Below are 15,327 nucleotides of genomic sequence, written 5' to 3'. Positions count from 1 at the left end.
ATAAAAGAAAGTGAGAGGTTTAGGGAAAGGAGGAGTATATTGTGAGGCACTGCGACGTTTTAATTATAGGTGGTGGAATAATAGGGTGTTCTATCGCTTATTACACTTCAAAATACGGAAGAGACGTAACAATCATTGAAAAAGGAGAATTTGTCAGCGGGACGTCTTCACGGTGTGATGGGAATATTTTGGCCATTGATAAAGATCCGGGATTTGATAGTCAAATGTCTTTAGTAAGTCAAAAATTAGTAACTGATTTAAGTGAAAAATTAGAGCATTCATTTGAATATAGGGCACCAGGAAGTATTCTCGTATGTGAGTCAGACGAAGAGATGGAAGCTGCGCAGCAATGGGTAAATCGGCAAAAAGAAGCTGGATTACCGTTTCGAATGCTTGATAGGCAAGATATAAGAGAAGAGTCGCCTTTTTTTGCTGATGATTTATTAGGAGGTTTAGAATGTGCGACGGATTCAACTGTGAATCCATATCTCCTTGCTTTCTCGCTTCTGTCAGAGGCACAAAAGTTTGGCGCAAAAGCCTTTAAGCAGACCGAAGTAAAGAGTATGAAAATAGAGACGAATGGTTCATTTGTTGTAGAAACTACAAATGGTACTTTTACAGCAAAACAAGTTGTAAATGCAGCCGGTGTATGGGCTACTAAGATTGGACAGATGTTGGATATAAATATACCAATTGAACCGAGAAAAGGGCATATTATTGTAGCTTCAAGGCAACAACACGTAGGGTGCCGTAAAGTAATGGAATTCGGTTATTTAATTTCTAAATTTGGCGGAAAACGAAAAGTAGATGCTTTAACTGAAAAATACGGGGTTGCGCTCGTATTTGAGCCTACTGAAAGTCAAAATTTCTTAATTGGAAGTAGCCGTGAATTTGTAGGGTTTCATACGAGGATAAACAATGAAGTCATTAAATGTATCGCAAATAGAGCAATTCGCTTTTATCCGAAAATGGCAGATATGATGGTAATACGTTCTTACGCTGGTTTACGTCCGTGGACAGAAGATCATTTGCCGATTATTTCACGAGTGGAACATATTCCGAATTATTTCATTGCCGCAGGACATGAAGGTGATGGGATTAGTCTTGCAGCAGTTACTGGGAAAGTAATTGAAGAGTTATTAAATGAAAAAGAGACAATTATTCCTATTGAACCACTTCGTTTGAGTCGTTTTACAGAAAGGGTGTTAAACGGATGAGGTCACAAAGAGTCTTTACGACTATTGATACACATACGGGCGGGAATCCAACGAGGACATTAATTAGCGGACTTCCAAAGTTGATTGGAGAGACGATGGCAGAGAAGATGTTACATATGAAAAAGGAATATGATTGGATTCGAAAATTGTTAATGAATGAACCGCGTGGTCATGATGTAATGTCAGGGGCATTATTAACAGACCCGTGTCATCCTGAGGCTGATATAGGTGTTATATACATAGAGACAGGTGGATACTTACCGATGTGCGGTCACGATACAATCGGTGTATGTACAGCGTTAGTTGAATCAGGTTTAATTCCAGTAGTTGAACCGATTACTTCTTTAAAACTAGATACCCCGGCTGGCTTAGTGGAAGTAGATATTGCTGTTCAAGATGGAAAAGCAAAAGAGGTATCTTTCTGTAACATACCAGCTTTTTTATTGAAAAATATTACTGTACACGTCAAAGACATTGGAACTGTAGAGGCTGATATTGCGTATGGAGGGAATTTTTATGCCATTATTGATGCGAAGTCAGTAGGTCTAGAATTAGTACCAGAAAATGCATCTACAATCATCGATAAGGCGATTCATATAAGAAACACAATTAATGAGAAGTTTGAAATTACTCATCCAGAGTATTCGTTTATAAGAGGATTAACACATGTTGAATTTTATACAGATGCTACTCATGAATGTGCGCATGTGAAAAATACAGTTGTTGTACCACCAGGCGGAATAGATCGATCCCCATGCGGTACAGGAACATCTGCGAAGCTAGCTGTATTATACGCTCAGAAAGAAATCAAAATTGGTGAAGAGTTCATTCATGAGAGTATCGTTGGTTCTTTATTTAAAGGATATGTCATGAATACGACACATGTTGAAAATATTGAAGCTGTCATAACGAAAATTACGGGATCAGCTTGGCTTATGGGTATGCATAAATTTTTTTACAATGAAATGGATCCACTCAAAGAAGGATTTTTGCTAATTCCGCCGATGGAACATGAAACGGAGGATATAAAATGAACATTCAAAAAATGTATACAGCAGTAGACGTACATGTAAATGGCGAGGCATTTCGTGTAATGAAGGACGTACCATGCAAATACTACTACAGTTTGGAGCAATTAAATGAACAATTTTCAGGTGAATTAGCAGAAGAGATGAAGCTTTTATTAAATGAACCACGTGGTTTTATTGGTTTGAATGGGTGTATTGTCGTTCCATCTATCCATAATGAAGTAGATGCAGCTGTATTATTTTTTAATCATGAAGGTTCGATTCCGCTTCATTATGGGGGCATTGTTGCGGTAATAACGATGTTACTCGAAAGTGGGTATTTAAAAAAGAGAGAGTCCAATCAATATAAAATTGAAACGTTATCTGGAATATTTTTAGTTCATGCGTATGTAGAGAATGATGAAGTTATATCTGTTTCGTTTGAAAGCAAATTATGCTATATGATTGAGGAAAATTTAAAGAGTGGTAATATCACTTACTCTCTCATACAGGCAGATAAAGTATATGCAGTAGTAGAAAAGGATACGTATTCACCAGAAATCTGTATGGAAAATATTTCTGAATTAAAAAAATGGGGAGAAGCTACGCTTCAAGCTATAAAAAAGGAACTACTTATAAAAAGACTTATATTAATAGATTCCTTAAATAAAGAGGAAAACCATATAAAATCGATTACATTTCATGAAAATAATTTTATTGTTCGTTCACCGGGGTTTGTTTCTACTATTGTTTCCTATGTTCATGCATTATTTAAAAATGATTATATGGCGGATCAACCTTTTAAAAATGAAAGTATATTTAATAGTTTTATAACTGTGGAAAAAGTGAAGAAGGAGGAACTAGGATACATTTTCCGTTTTGAAAGTAGAGGATTTATTACAGGGATGCAGACGTTTCTATTAGACCCTACGGATCCGTTTCCGGCAGGTTTCTTATTAAAATAAAATGTGATAGGGAGAGATAAATATGCAAAAAATTAAAGGGGCATTTCCAGTATTAATAACACCGATGGATGAATTTCAGGAAATTAATTGGGATGGGGTAAAACAAAATGTAAATTACTTTATCGAACAAAAGGTTGCAGGTGTCATCATTAATGGAAGTACAGGAGAGTTTGTAAGTTTATCAAAAGAAGAACGATTTAAAATGGTAGAAACCGTGTTGAAAGAAATTGATGGCCGTATTCCAGTCATTGTTGGAACTGCAGCAGAGACGACGAAAGAAACAATTGAATATACGAAACATGCAGAAGCACACGGAGCGGATTGTGCATTAATTATAAACTCTTACTATTGTAAACCGAAGGAAGAGGAGATTTATTTTCATTTTAAAGAAATCTCAAACTCTGTAAATATACCAATTATGTTATACAATAATCCATTTACTTCTGGTGTTGATATGAGTACAGAGCTAATGCTCCGTATTGGAAAAGAGTGTGAAAATGTTACACATATTAAAGAATCTAGCGGAGATATTCGAAAAGCGAGAGATTTAGTAAGACAAAGTGAAGGGGCTTTCCAAGTCTTCTGTGGTTCTGAAGATTTAGTTATGGAATCATATTTAGTTGGTGCTTCGGGATGGGTTTCAGTAGCAGGAAATATCGTTCCTGGTCTCGTTACAAAAATGTATGAGCATTTTCAAAATGGTGAATTAGAAAAAGCATGGGAAATAAACGATGCTATTTTACCACTTTGCGAGTTTCTTGAAGGGTCAGGGAAATATGTTCAAATCGTTAAACGTTCCATGGAATTACATGGGCAAGCGGGAGGACCTTCTCGCTATCCAAGACTAGGATTAACTGTTAACGAAGATCAAAAGCTTCAAACGATTTTATCAAATATTGCAGCTCATGCAGCTGTTTAAATAAGGAGGAGAACATAATGTTAAAGACAAATATTGAGCTGAAACCAAAAGTGGAAGCGTTTTTAAATGAAGAAATTAAAATGTTTATTAATGGCGAATTTGTTTCTGCTATTGGCGGAAAGACGTTTGAAACGTACAATCCAGCAACAGAAGATGTTCTAGCAGTCGTATGTGAAGCGCAAGAAGAGGATATTGATGCTGCAGTAAAAGCAGCAAGATCTGCATTTGAATCTGGTCCGTGGGCAGAAATGACTACTGCTGAAAGAGCGCATCTTATTTATAAATTAGCAGATTTAATTGAAGAACATAGAGAAGAGTTAGCGCAATTAGAAGCTTTAGATAATGGGAAGCCGTATCAAGTAGCACTTGAGGATGATATTTCAGCGACTGTAGAAAATTATCGTTATTACGCAGGATGGGCTACAAAAATTATTGGGCAAACAATCCCGATTTCAAAAGATTACTTAAACTATACGAGACATGAACCTGTAGGTGTTGTAGGTCAGATTATTCCGTGGAACTTTCCGCTCGTTATGTCTTCTTGGAAAATGGGAGCTGCACTGGCGACAGGTTGTACGATCGTATTAAAACCAGCAGAGCAAACACCTTTATCCTTACTATATACAGCAAAACTCTTTAAAGAGGCTGGATTTCCAAACGGTGTTGTAAACTTTGTACCAGGCTTTGGTCCTGAAGCAGGAGCGGCAATTGTAAATCATCATGACATTGATAAAGTTGCTTTTACAGGATCTACTGTTACAGGAAAGTATATTATGCGTCAGTCTGCAGAAATGATTAAGCATGTAACGTTAGAGCTTGGCGGCAAATCACCAAATATCATTTTAGAAGATGCGGACTTGGAAGAAGCAATTAATGGTGCATTCCAAGGTATTATGTATAATCACGGTCAAAATTGTAGCGCAGGATCACGTGTATTTGTTCATCGTAAACATTATGAAACTGTAGTAGATGCACTTGTGAAAATGGCGAACAACGTAAAACTTGGAGCAGGTATGGAGAAAGGAACGGAGATGGGTCCACTCGTATCTAAGAAACAACAAGAGCGTGTGTTAAATTACATTGAGCAAGGGAAGAAAGAAGGTGCTACAGTTGCGGCTGGTGGCGAACGTGCGCTTGAAAAAGGTTATTTCGTTAAGCCAACTGTATTCACAGACGTTACAGACGATATGACAATCGTTAAGGAAGAAATATTTGGACCAGTTGTTGTTGTACTTCCATTTGATTCGACAGAAGAAGTAATTGAACGAGCGAACAACTCATCCTATGGTCTTGCTGCGGGTGTATGGACGCAAAATATCAAAACGGGTCATCAAGTGGCAAATAAATTAAAAGCAGGAACAGTGTGGATTAATGATTATAACTTAGAAAATGCAGCTGCACCATTTGGTGGATACAAACAATCTGGTATTGGCCGCGAATTAGGTTCATATGCGCTTGACAATTATACAGAAGTGAAAAGTGTTTGGGTAAATATAAAGTAATAGGGCGTTTTACTGACAAAAATTGAGGGATGAAATAATGAAAGATGCGGACAACTAGAAAGTTTGATAATAGTTGTCCGTTTTCTTATATACAAAATTGTTTTTCAAAAGAATGATAAGGGGGATTTGGATGGAGAATTTAGTAGAATGGTTAGTAGGGCAAGTGTGGAGTATCGGTTTAGTTGTTTTTGCATTAGGGGCAGGCGTATATTTCACGATTGCAACACGCTTTTTGCAAATTCGTTATTTTAAAGAGATGATTAAACTATTATTTGAAGGAAAGAGTTCAGAGACGGGAATATCATCTTTTCAGGCATTTTGTTTAGCCTTATCAGGAAGAGTTGGAATTGGTAATATCGCAGGGGTAGCGACAGCAATCGCTTTCGGCGGGCCTGGAGCTGTATTTTGGATGTGGGTAATGGCTTTGTTAGGGGCAGCGAGCGCGTTTGTTGAATCAACATTATCTCAAGTATACAAAAGTAAAGTAGGGAATGAATATCGCGGCGGTACTCCATATTTCATTGAGAAAGGTTTAAAAATGAAATGGTTTGCAGTCATTGTAGCGGTAGTTGTAACACTTTCATATGGCGTGTTATTACCAGGTATTCAATCTAGTAGTATCGCAGTTGGATTTGAAAACTCTAATGGTATTAACAAATATATAACTGGTATATTTTTAGTCGTGTTACTAGCAGCAATTATTTTTGGTGGTGTAAAGAGAATTGCTGGCGTTTCTCAAATGCTTGTTCCATTTATGGAAATTGGCTATGTAATTGTTACATGTATCATATTAATTGCGAATGTATCGGATATTCCAAGTATGTTTGCTTTAATTTTCTCTAGCGCATTTGGTGTAAATGAAATGTTTGGTGGAATTGTTGGTGCAGCTATTGCATGGGGCGTCAAACGCGCTGTATTTTCAAACGTTGCTGGTGTCGGAGAAGCGACGTATAGTTCGGCGGCTGCTGAAGTATCGCATCCTGCAAAACAAGGATTAGTTCAAGCGTTTTCCGTATATATCGATACAATTGTCGTATGTACAGCGACAGCTCTTATGATATTAATTACAGGTATGTATAATGTTATACCTGAAGGGAAAAGCGCTATTGTAAAAAACATAGGAAATGTGGAAGCAGGTCCAATTTATACGCAACAAGCAGTTGAAACTGTGATGACAGGGTTTGGTCCAATATTTATTTCAATTGCGATTTTCTTTTTTGCATTTACAACGTTACTCGCTTACTACTATATCGCTGAAACAACACTTACTTATTTAGATCGTCAATTGAAGTATGGCTGGTTAAAACCAGTTTTAAAATTTGGATTTTTAATTATGGTTTACATCGGTAGTGTTGAATCAGCGTCGCTTTTATGGAATCTTGGAGATTTAGGAATTGGTAGTATGGCATGGTTAAACTTAATCGCGATTCTATTATTAAGTAAAATCGCATTAAAAGTGTTAAAAGACTATGAAACGCAGAAAAAAGAAGGGAAAGATCCAGTATTTGATCCTAAAAATGTAGGGATTGAAGGATTAACATTTTGGGAAGAAAGAAGTAAAGAGGTTGAAAGGAAAAGTTCTAGAGAAAAAGTTATAGTAGATGATAATTTAAAATTATAACCTAAATTAACTGAAAATTCTTAATTTTAAAGGGGTATATTGCCTTCATTTCATCACATACTACAATAGGTATGGATAAAATGACTGGAGGGAATAAGATGGAACATGAGCAACATAGTTCGATAAATGATATTCTACACCATTATAAAGAAGGTATAGGTAGTTTTACAAATCAAATTCCTGAAATCGCTGAGACATATAATGCGTTCACGCAAGCTTGTTTTCAAGAGGGTACTTTAACAAAAAGAGAAAAACAACTTATTGCATTAGGAATTAGTTTAGCAACGCAAGATGAGTATTGTACAATTTATCATACAAAAGGTTGTCTTGATCAAGGATGTTCGGATAAAGAGATTCTGGAAGCATGTGGTGTTTCAGCAGCATTTGCTGGCGGAGCTGCGATGAGTCAAGCGGTAACTTTAGTACAAGAATGTTTAACAGAACTGAAAAATCAAAAGCATTGAATAGAAAAACGTTTTAAACTTTATGTTTAAAACGTTTTTTATGTGAAATTAAATTTGAGTATAAAAATTATCTAGGATGGGTTCAATTTATGGTTATACAATAAAGGAAGAATTTCAAATTTAGTAAGAATGAGAAATAACAACTATTTATTTAATTTTAAGGTTTTGTAAAAAGCTTCAATTGTTTCATATAATCAATAGCTTTTGTTTTGTTTTTCTGTTTAGAAACATAATGTGCTTCATGAAAATCTCTATAGTAACTGTTTACTACTTCTTCAGAAAGAGCTCTGTCAGAGATAGCTCTTTTAACCGCGCAGTATGGTTCGTTTGTATGTGAACAGTTAGAAAATTTACATCTCATAGAAATCTCTTTTATATCTTCATATCCAAAATCAAAATTCGCCTCAAGGTTTATCAAGTCAAATCCTATTTTACTAATAAGAAATCCCTCCACTTTTGAAAGAGTCTTTTAGAAACACACATACAAATTTTATCGTTTTCAGTTTGTATTCACTTTAATATTTCATATCTTTATAAATAGATGTTTCTACATCAGGAAGAACTGTGTATATACTCTTACCGATTAAAACTTCTAATTCTTGCTTAATTGCATAAAAACCTTTCCAATGTAAAGATGTATGAGATGTTGTACCATGACGCAAACCAACTGAAATTAATCTTCTTTCCAGCGTAGTAAAGCCATCTGCGTCAGCAAGAGCGTCACAAAGAGTAATTACTTTATTATATAAGTCGTAGTTACTATGTTCATTCAATATTGCAACTAAGCGGCTTTTCATATGGTCAGGAACGAGATTCCATTCCGCTGCGATATCTATATGTTCATTTTTACAGGGAAATGAGTGTGTCACACAAATAATGGCGTTTCCTGTATATCCTAAATCATTCATATACATATAACCATCATAGGAATGAATGACCGATTTGGTAAAACCTTTGTATCTTCCGATATCATGCAAAAGGGCAGCGTTATATGCTATGTCAGCGTCTAGGTCATACCCTTTTTTGATAAGCTCTATAATTATGTTTTCAGTTGCATGAGCAACATGTATTGAATGTCCAAACCAAGGGCCGGGGTTTTGTTCATATGCCCATTCGAGTAATTCTTTTGCATATGTTCTATCTAATATATATTTCATATAGTTATCCTTTCACTAAAAAAATCATATCCTAAATAAATTCATCTTATTATTTCATTATTCCTTCTTTAAAAATTGTTACAATGAAACAAAAGGGGGAAAAGTAATGCGAAATTTAGTAATTGAAGAAATTAAGCAACTAGAAAATGATATGGAAGAACTTTCGAAACTTTTGAAAACGGTTGTAAATGATGGGGCATCAATTGGTTTTTTGCCTCCACTGGAACAAAAAGACGCAACAAAGTATTGGCAAACAGTATTAGCGCCAGAAGTGATATTGTATGTGGCTAAAATAAACAACGAAGTAGCAGGGAGTATTCAATTACAATTAGTTACAAAGCCAAACGGAATTCATAGAGCCGAGATTTGCAAATTAATGACTCATCCAAACTTTAGACGTAACGGTATTGGACGATTGCTTATGCAAAAAGCAGAGGAACGAGCGAAGGAAGAAAACAGGTCTCTTTTAGTATTAGATACTAGAGAAGGAGATCCTTCCAATAAATTGTACAAATCACTAGACTACCAAGAAGTTGGAACAATACCAGGGTATGCAATTTCTCCGAATGGAAAGTTAGATGCTACGGTTCTTTATTATAAATGCATATAAATTGTGATTAAAAGGTTATCATACTGAATAATAAGAAACTATTTTAACACCGTCTATATTTTTCTGGCGGTGTTAAATAAATTTATTGATATAATCCATTTAACGCACTAAATGAATTTGAGAAAGTTTTTAGAGGGTTCTTTTAGTAATGATTCTCGTCTTATAATAAATGTAGAGAAGATGACTAGCCAACTATAGTTGTTTTCGCTTTATTATCGGAAGGGGATGAAAGAATGAAAAAGAATAGTTTACAAAAGATGAAGAAAGTTATTTTAAGTGGTGGCGTATTACTTACGGGATTATTAACATTTGGATTTTCAGAAAAGGCTTCAGCTCATGGATATGTAGAATCACCAGCGAGCCGATCTTATTTATGTAAGCAAGGGGTAAATGTAAATTGTGGACCAATTCAATATGAACCACAAAGTGTAGAAGGGATAGGTGGATTTCCGCAACTAGGACCTTCTGATGGACAAATTGCAGGGGCTGGTCACTTTCCCGCTTTAGATGTTCAAACTGTAGATAGGTGGAAGAAAGTTACGTTAAATGGCGGGACGAATACATTCAAGTGGAAACTAACGGCTCCTCATAGTACGAAAGAGTGGAAATATTATATTACGAAAAAAGGTTGGAATCCAAATAAACCTTTAACGCGATCAGATTTAGATTTAGTGCCATTCTATGTGAAAAATGACGGTGGAGCTAGACCGGGGACAACAGTAACGCACGAAGCAAATGTACCAACTGACCGTAGTGGATACCATCTTATTTTAGCTGTTTGGGAAATTGCAGACACTGGAAATGCGTTTTATCAAGTTATAGATGTAAACCTTGTGAATAATGGCTTAGCTTCAAATTTCGCTTTTAACAATGTAGTGCAAACTCCTACACTATTTTAATTGAAACATATATTTCGATCATCTAATTCATTTTAGATGATTTTTTTTATGAAAATGATGAAAAATATAGAAGAAAGTGCAATTATTTATAAAAAAATATGCTTTAAATATTGTCATATTTGCTTCTTTAAGATATCCTTTTCATGAAGAGGTGGAAAACATGGAAAAAGTACTAGTTTTCGGGCATAAAAACCCAGATACAGATGCAATTTGTTCTGCAATTGCTTATGCAGAATTGAAAAAAGAATTAGGAATGAATGCTGAGCCTGTACGTTTAGGCGAAATCAGCGGTGAAACTCAATTTGCGTTAGACTATTTTAAAGTAGAAGGACCGCGTTTTGTTGAGACAGTAGCAAGCGAAGTGGACAACGTTATTTTAGTTGACCATAACGAGCGTCAACAAAGTGCTAACGATATCGAATCAGTTCGTGTGTTAGAAGTTATTGACCATCACCGTATTGCTAACTTTGAAACAAGCGATCCTATATACTATCGTTGTGAGCCAGTGGGATGTACAGCTACAATCTTAAACAAAATGTACAAAGAAAATGGCGTTACAATTCGTAAAGAAGTTGCAGGTTTAATGTTATCTGCAATTATTTCAGATTCTTTACTATTCAAATCTCCAACTTGCACAGAACAAGACGTAGCAGCTGCTCGTGAATTAGCGGAAATCGCTAGTGTAGATGCTGATAGCTACGGCTTAGAAATGTTAAAAGCTGGTGCTGACTTAAGCGGAAAAACAATGGAGCAATTAATCTCTCTTGACGCTAAAGAATTCCAAATGGGTAATGCGAAAGTTGAAATCGCACAAGTAAACGCTGTTGATACAAACGACGTTCTTGTACACCAAGCGGAACTTGAAAAAGTAATCTCTGCAGTAGTAGAAGAAAAAGGTTTAGACCTATTCTTATTCGTTGTAACTGATATCTTAACTAACGATTCTGTCGGTCTTGCGATCGGTAAAGCAGCAAACGTAGTTGAGAAAGCATACAACGTATCACTAGAAAACAACACAGCTACATTAAAAGGTGTTGTATCTCGTAAAAAACAAATCGTACCAGTATTAACAGAAGCATTCCAAGCTTAATTTTATTGAGTACACATAAACAGCAAGGACAAGTAGTCAGATTGGCTACTTGTCCTTTTTTATCTCTAAAAAACAGAAAATTAAAAACGGGAGGATTGTGTATGTTTAATGATTTGGAGAGTAAATTACAGTCACTTTTAGAGCGAAATATTACGTCGGTTTCAGAATTAGAGAGCTGGCTTTCGGAGGAGCTGCGTTTAAACACAGAAATAGAAGAGGAGTTAACGATCAATTTAATCGCTATGTATAGAAATACAAAAGATAGTAATATACGTGATATACATATGTATAACCAAAATGAAATTCAGCCACTTTTAAAAAGATACAATGCAAAATTTGACCAGAAATTTAGAGATTGTCCGTTTTCTGATTTATTAGATGAGCAGAAATATGGATTTATGAAAAAAGCAAGATTTGTGAAGAGTGAGATGTTTAATGAAAAGAACATAGCGCTTTCCGTTAAAGAGCAAGAACTTATTACGAAATATAGAGAAATAATGTCTAGCATATCTATTAATTGGGAAGGCGAGCAAAAGACGTATGCATACGTAAAAGCAAGGCTAGATAACCCAAATAGAGCTATTCGTGAAAAAGCTTGGTACGCTTTGTGCGAAGCAAGAAGTATAATAAAAATAGAAATAGATTGTATTATGAAGGAACTCGTACAATTGCGGAATCAGATGGCTTTAAATGCAGGGTTTAATAATTATAGTGAATATGCCTTTAAACAAAAAAATAGAGATTACAGTATTGAAGATTGTTATAAGTTTCATGAGTCGATAGAAAAGTGTGTTGTACCAATTTGGAAACAGTTAGGAAGTCTTTTTAAAAAGAATCTTGATGTAAAAACGTATCGTCCTTGGGATCTTGCTCCTTGTAATTTGCAAAAATCTTCATTTGAAAATTACATTGATTTATTGGATGGGGTTGAAGAAATGTTTCGGAAGACAGATTCATGTTTTCATGAGGAATTTACTCATATAAGGAAAGCGGGATTAATTGACGTACAAGAACGGAAAAATAAAGCATCAGGGGCAGCTTGCTTTACCTTACCTCATAGTAAAGACGTTTTTGTTTATTCTAATTTTAGTCCTTCATTTTATGCAATTAATGCATTAATACATGAATTGGGGCATGCATTTCATTTTTATAAACAATTTAACAATGAAAGTAGTATGCAGGAAAGGTACCTTCGTGAAGAGGTGGCGGAACTTTATTCCCTTAGCCTGGAGTTGCTATTAATGGATAAGCTTAATATTTTTTATACGCAAGAGGATGATTATAAAGAAGTACAGCGAGTTCAATTATATCGTACTTTATCGTTATTAATATCGTCAGTTTCAGGAGATGTATTTCAGCACTGGCTTTACACAAATCCAAACCATTCACCAGAAGAGCGAGATGAGAAATATATTGAACTATGTAAAAGGTATAAATATTCATCAGTTGATATTGCAGGAGTAGAGAATGAAATTGGTTCGAGTTGGTTTGAGTCATTTCACTTTGTTCAGTTTCCTTTTTATAAAATTGAATATGCAATTGCACAAATAGGAGCAATGCAATTGTTTCAAATTTATCGAGAGAATCCGGAACAAGCGATTGCTTTCTTTAAAGAGGGAGCGAGTTCAGATTGGAATTTATCTATACAGGAAATATATAAAAATACAGGTGTTGCGTTTGAATTTTCGGAAGAAAGGATACAAAGTACTGCAAGGGCTATTTTAGATTTGATTAACGAATTAAAATAAGGATAGCGTTAGCTATCCTTATAATCGTTTATTCGTAAGATTTTTTCTTGTTTATATAAAATGTAATGATAGTAGTAATGAAGAAAATAGGTATCGCATACACTTGCCCAACAAATAACTTCCAGCTGACATAATTATAGCCTTCAGATGCTGGAATGATAACGGAAATAACGCAAACGATAAAATAGACTAATAGTGCAGGGATAATATTTTTCATTTTTATGAACCTCCTTTTTAATTTTATTCATACATCCTCATATTACAATTTATTTTTAATATTTTGAAGAAAAAATGCAAAAATTTTATGGTATTATAATATTTGCAACGAGAGTAATCCATAGTACGTATATGGTAAAATGTGTAATTTTAACTTTCGGAATTATTATATAGTATTTCGAGAGAAAAATGTACAAAATAACGAATTTTATTTACAGAAGTAAAGGGAGTAGAAATATATATGAAAAGGCTATGTATAATTCCATGTGGAAAAAAGAAAATTTGGGATAAGTATTCAAACTACGGACCGATGGAAGCAAAAGATGTATATATTAGTCCGTTCGGAAAAGCATGTCAGGCGTACGCAACTATGTTTTTCGAAAACTGGGTTATATTATCAGCGAAACATGGATTTTTAAGACCAAATGATATTGTATTAGAAAACTATGATCTTGCATTTGATTCAAAAAGCGATGAGGTAATAAGTATAGAGCAATTACAAAAACAGATGGTAGATAAAAGTTTACTACAGTTTGACGAAATCGTCTTACTAGCGGGAAAAAAGCATAAAAAAGTAGTGACAAAGTTATATCCAGAAGAAATGATTACATATCCGTTAGAAGGATGCAAAGGGATTGGGTATATGTTACAGAGGTTGAAAGAGGCAGTGAAGGAAGAGGCGGAAATATAGGTATAGTTTCGATCACCATGATCTTAAACTTTATTTAGGGAACTAAAACGTAAAATAGAGTTTTTAAGCATCGCCAAAAAGGTGATGCTTTTTTGTTCGTGTCACCATTCAAGTTAATGCAATTTAGAGAACAAAGAATCCGATTTGTGAAGTGACATCTCTTTTTAAAATCGAAAACGAATTGCCTTCACCTTTAGAAAATGTAGGATATATGGGTACAGTTAAGATTGTAAGTGGGAATAGCAATAAGACAAGTTTTGAATAGGATATTAAGAAAGGAGATGTTGATGAATAATGGCCAGATATAGTTTGCACGGAGGACACAATAGTATTGTTCAAGGTGCTAATTTTGGGAATCGGAGAGAACACGTTCTAGATAGGCAAGTTAAAGATGCTGTGGCGGCTAAGTTAAGAGCCTTAGGACACACGGTTTATGACGATACGGACGAGGTAGGGACAACTCAATCACAAAATTTAAATAATATCATTCGTAAAAGCAATTCCAATGCTGTGGATTTAGTTATTTCTTTTCATCTTAATGCGAGCAATGGAAATGGACAGGGTGTTGAGGTTCTGTATTATGATCAGAAAGACTTAGCGGCTAAAATCTCAGCTCAACTAGCAAAAGATATTGGATGGCGTGATCGAGGTGCGAAACAGCGTACAGATTTAGCGGTATTAAATGGGACGAAAGCACCTGCTATTCTTATAGAATTAGGATTTATTGACAATGAGTCCGACATGGCAAAATGGAATGTTGATAAAATCGCTAATTCTATTGTATTTGCTCTTACAGGACAAACTGGAGGAGGTGCAGTGGATTTGCTCAAAGTAAAAACTGGCGGTGTAGCATTTAGTAATTTACAAGCCTTAGCTCAAGCAATGGTTGATGCAGGTATTGATGGACAAATTATCGTTCAGAAAGATGGCATTGGTTATGCTATAACGAATGGCTACCAAGCTGGAAATATCGATAAATTTACAGCTTGGTTAGATGCACGTAAGTGGTACTATGAGTATGTGAGATAAAGTGAAACTTTAATCAGCCTTCACCAATCGGGCTTTTACGGGCAGCCCGCCCCCAGCTAACTTCGTTGCTTCCGCTGAATTTTGAGGTGGGGGTCTTACTGCCCGTTAATGCGGGGTAAAACTAATGATTAGTGGGTTGAAAATACAAGTTGGCTTTTATTGTTTTAATTATATACTTTAGTTTTTGGAATA

At 35.2% G+C, this 15,327-nt stretch carries 16 protein-coding genes; 13 read left to right on the top strand and 3 right to left on the bottom strand.

Translation table 11 applies throughout. The annotated features are described in order from the left end of the window. Positions 1 to 41: 41 nt before the first annotated feature. The 7 genes from RT27_RS06940 (at position 42) to RT27_RS06910 (ending at position 7,695) form a co-directional block, all read left to right on the top strand. Positions 42 to 1,217, top strand: coding sequence for an FAD-dependent oxidoreductase (locus RT27_RS06940; RefSeq protein ID WP_029442560.1), 1,176 nt, complete (start codon positions 42 to 44; stop codon positions 1,215 to 1,217). Continuing rightward, positions 1,214 to 2,251, top strand: coding sequence for a proline racemase family protein (locus RT27_RS06935; protein ID WP_016081265.1), 1,038 nt, complete (start codon positions 1,214 to 1,216; stop codon positions 2,249 to 2,251). Before RT27_RS06940 ends, RT27_RS06935 begins: the two co-directional genes overlap by 4 nt. Next, complete coding sequence (locus RT27_RS06930) at positions 2,248 to 3,189, top strand: proline racemase family protein (RefSeq protein WP_029442559.1); 942 nt, start codon at positions 2,248 to 2,250, stop codon at positions 3,187 to 3,189. The genes RT27_RS06935 and RT27_RS06930 overlap by 4 nt, the downstream gene beginning before the upstream one ends. A gap of 22 nt (positions 3,190 to 3,211) precedes the next feature. After that, entirely contained in the window at positions 3,212 to 4,108 is an 897-nt protein-coding gene (gene dapA / locus RT27_RS06925; protein WP_043935646.1) for a 4-hydroxy-tetrahydrodipicolinate synthase, read from the top strand. A 17-nt stretch (positions 4,109 to 4,125) separates the two neighbouring features. After that, positions 4,126 to 5,610 carry an aldehyde dehydrogenase family protein gene (locus tag RT27_RS06920; RefSeq protein ID WP_029442557.1) on the top strand — a complete coding sequence of 495 codons (1,485 nt, stop codon included), beginning with the start codon at positions 4,126 to 4,128 and terminating at the stop codon, positions 5,608 to 5,610. Between the two features lie 130 nt (positions 5,611 to 5,740). Then, complete coding sequence (locus RT27_RS06915) at positions 5,741 to 7,231, top strand: alanine/glycine:cation symporter family protein (protein WP_043935644.1); 1,491 nt, start codon at positions 5,741 to 5,743, stop codon at positions 7,229 to 7,231. A 71-nt stretch (positions 7,232 to 7,302) separates the two neighbouring features. Then, positions 7,303 to 7,695 (top strand): carboxymuconolactone decarboxylase family protein, encoded by a 393-nt coding sequence (locus RT27_RS06910; protein WP_172452194.1) that lies wholly within the window; start codon positions 7,303 to 7,305, stop codon positions 7,693 to 7,695. 157 nt (positions 7,696 to 7,852) lie between these two features. On the opposite strand, the gene RT27_RS35710 is transcribed toward RT27_RS06910, so the two are convergent. Together RT27_RS35710 and RT27_RS06900 are read right to left on the bottom strand one after the other, a co-directional pair. Continuing rightward, positions 7,853 to 8,149: a hypothetical protein gene (locus RT27_RS35710; RefSeq protein ID WP_224413438.1), complete on the bottom strand. Its 297-nt coding sequence runs from the start codon at positions 8,147 to 8,149 to the stop codon at positions 7,853 to 7,855. Between the two features lie 61 nt (positions 8,150 to 8,210). After that, on the bottom strand, positions 8,211 to 8,852 hold the full coding sequence (locus RT27_RS06900) for an HD domain-containing protein (protein WP_043935642.1): 642 nt from the start codon (positions 8,850 to 8,852) through the stop codon (positions 8,211 to 8,213). 106 nt (positions 8,853 to 8,958) lie between these two features. On the opposite strand from RT27_RS06900, the gene RT27_RS06895 reads away from it, so the two are divergent. The 4 genes from RT27_RS06895 to RT27_RS06880 all read left to right on the top strand — a co-directional run bounded on the left by RT27_RS06895 (position 8,959) and on the right by RT27_RS06880 (position 13,199). Next, positions 8,959 to 9,462: a GNAT family N-acetyltransferase gene (locus RT27_RS06895; RefSeq protein WP_016081273.1), complete on the top strand. Its 504-nt coding sequence runs from the start codon at positions 8,959 to 8,961 to the stop codon at positions 9,460 to 9,462. Positions 9,463 to 9,695: 233 nt separating this feature from the next. After that, on the top strand, positions 9,696 to 10,361 hold the full coding sequence (locus RT27_RS06890; RefSeq protein ID WP_016081274.1) for a lytic polysaccharide monooxygenase: 666 nt from the start codon (positions 9,696 to 9,698) through the stop codon (positions 10,359 to 10,361). 160 nt (positions 10,362 to 10,521) lie between these two features. Continuing rightward, the gene (gene ppaC / locus RT27_RS06885) at positions 10,522 to 11,451 is read left to right on the top strand and encodes a manganese-dependent inorganic pyrophosphatase (RefSeq protein WP_029442553.1); all 930 of its coding nucleotides are present in this window, start codon (positions 10,522 to 10,524) and stop codon (positions 11,449 to 11,451) included. A 101-nt stretch (positions 11,452 to 11,552) separates the two neighbouring features. Then, positions 11,553 to 13,199 (top strand): M3 family oligoendopeptidase, encoded by a 1,647-nt coding sequence (locus RT27_RS06880; protein ID WP_016081276.1) that lies wholly within the window; start codon positions 11,553 to 11,555, stop codon positions 13,197 to 13,199. Between the two features lie 28 nt (positions 13,200 to 13,227). Here the strand turns inward: RT27_RS06880 and RT27_RS06875 are convergent, their stop codons facing one another. Beyond that, positions 13,228 to 13,416, bottom strand: coding sequence for a DUF4017 family protein (locus tag RT27_RS06875; protein ID WP_016081277.1), 189 nt, complete (start codon positions 13,414 to 13,416; stop codon positions 13,228 to 13,230). Between the two features lie 240 nt (positions 13,417 to 13,656). Here RT27_RS06875 and RT27_RS06870 point away from each other — a divergent pair, with 240 nt between their 5' ends. Then, on the top strand, positions 13,657 to 14,106 hold the full coding sequence (locus RT27_RS06870) for a DUF6884 domain-containing protein (RefSeq protein WP_016081278.1): 450 nt from the start codon (positions 13,657 to 13,659) through the stop codon (positions 14,104 to 14,106). 294 nt (positions 14,107 to 14,400) lie between these two features. Continuing rightward, positions 14,401 to 15,135 carry an N-acetylmuramoyl-L-alanine amidase gene (locus RT27_RS06865; RefSeq protein WP_029442551.1) on the top strand — a complete coding sequence of 245 codons (735 nt, stop codon included), beginning with the start codon at positions 14,401 to 14,403 and terminating at the stop codon, positions 15,133 to 15,135. Positions 15,136 to 15,327: the final 192 nt, after the last annotated feature.

The organism is Bacillus sp. L_1B0_5, from assembly GCF_000836715.1.
Taxonomy (GTDB): Bacteria; Bacillota; Bacilli; order Bacillales; family Bacillaceae_G; genus Bacillus_A; species Bacillus_A thuringiensis_S.
This window is presented reverse-complemented; position numbering and strand designations above follow the sequence as displayed.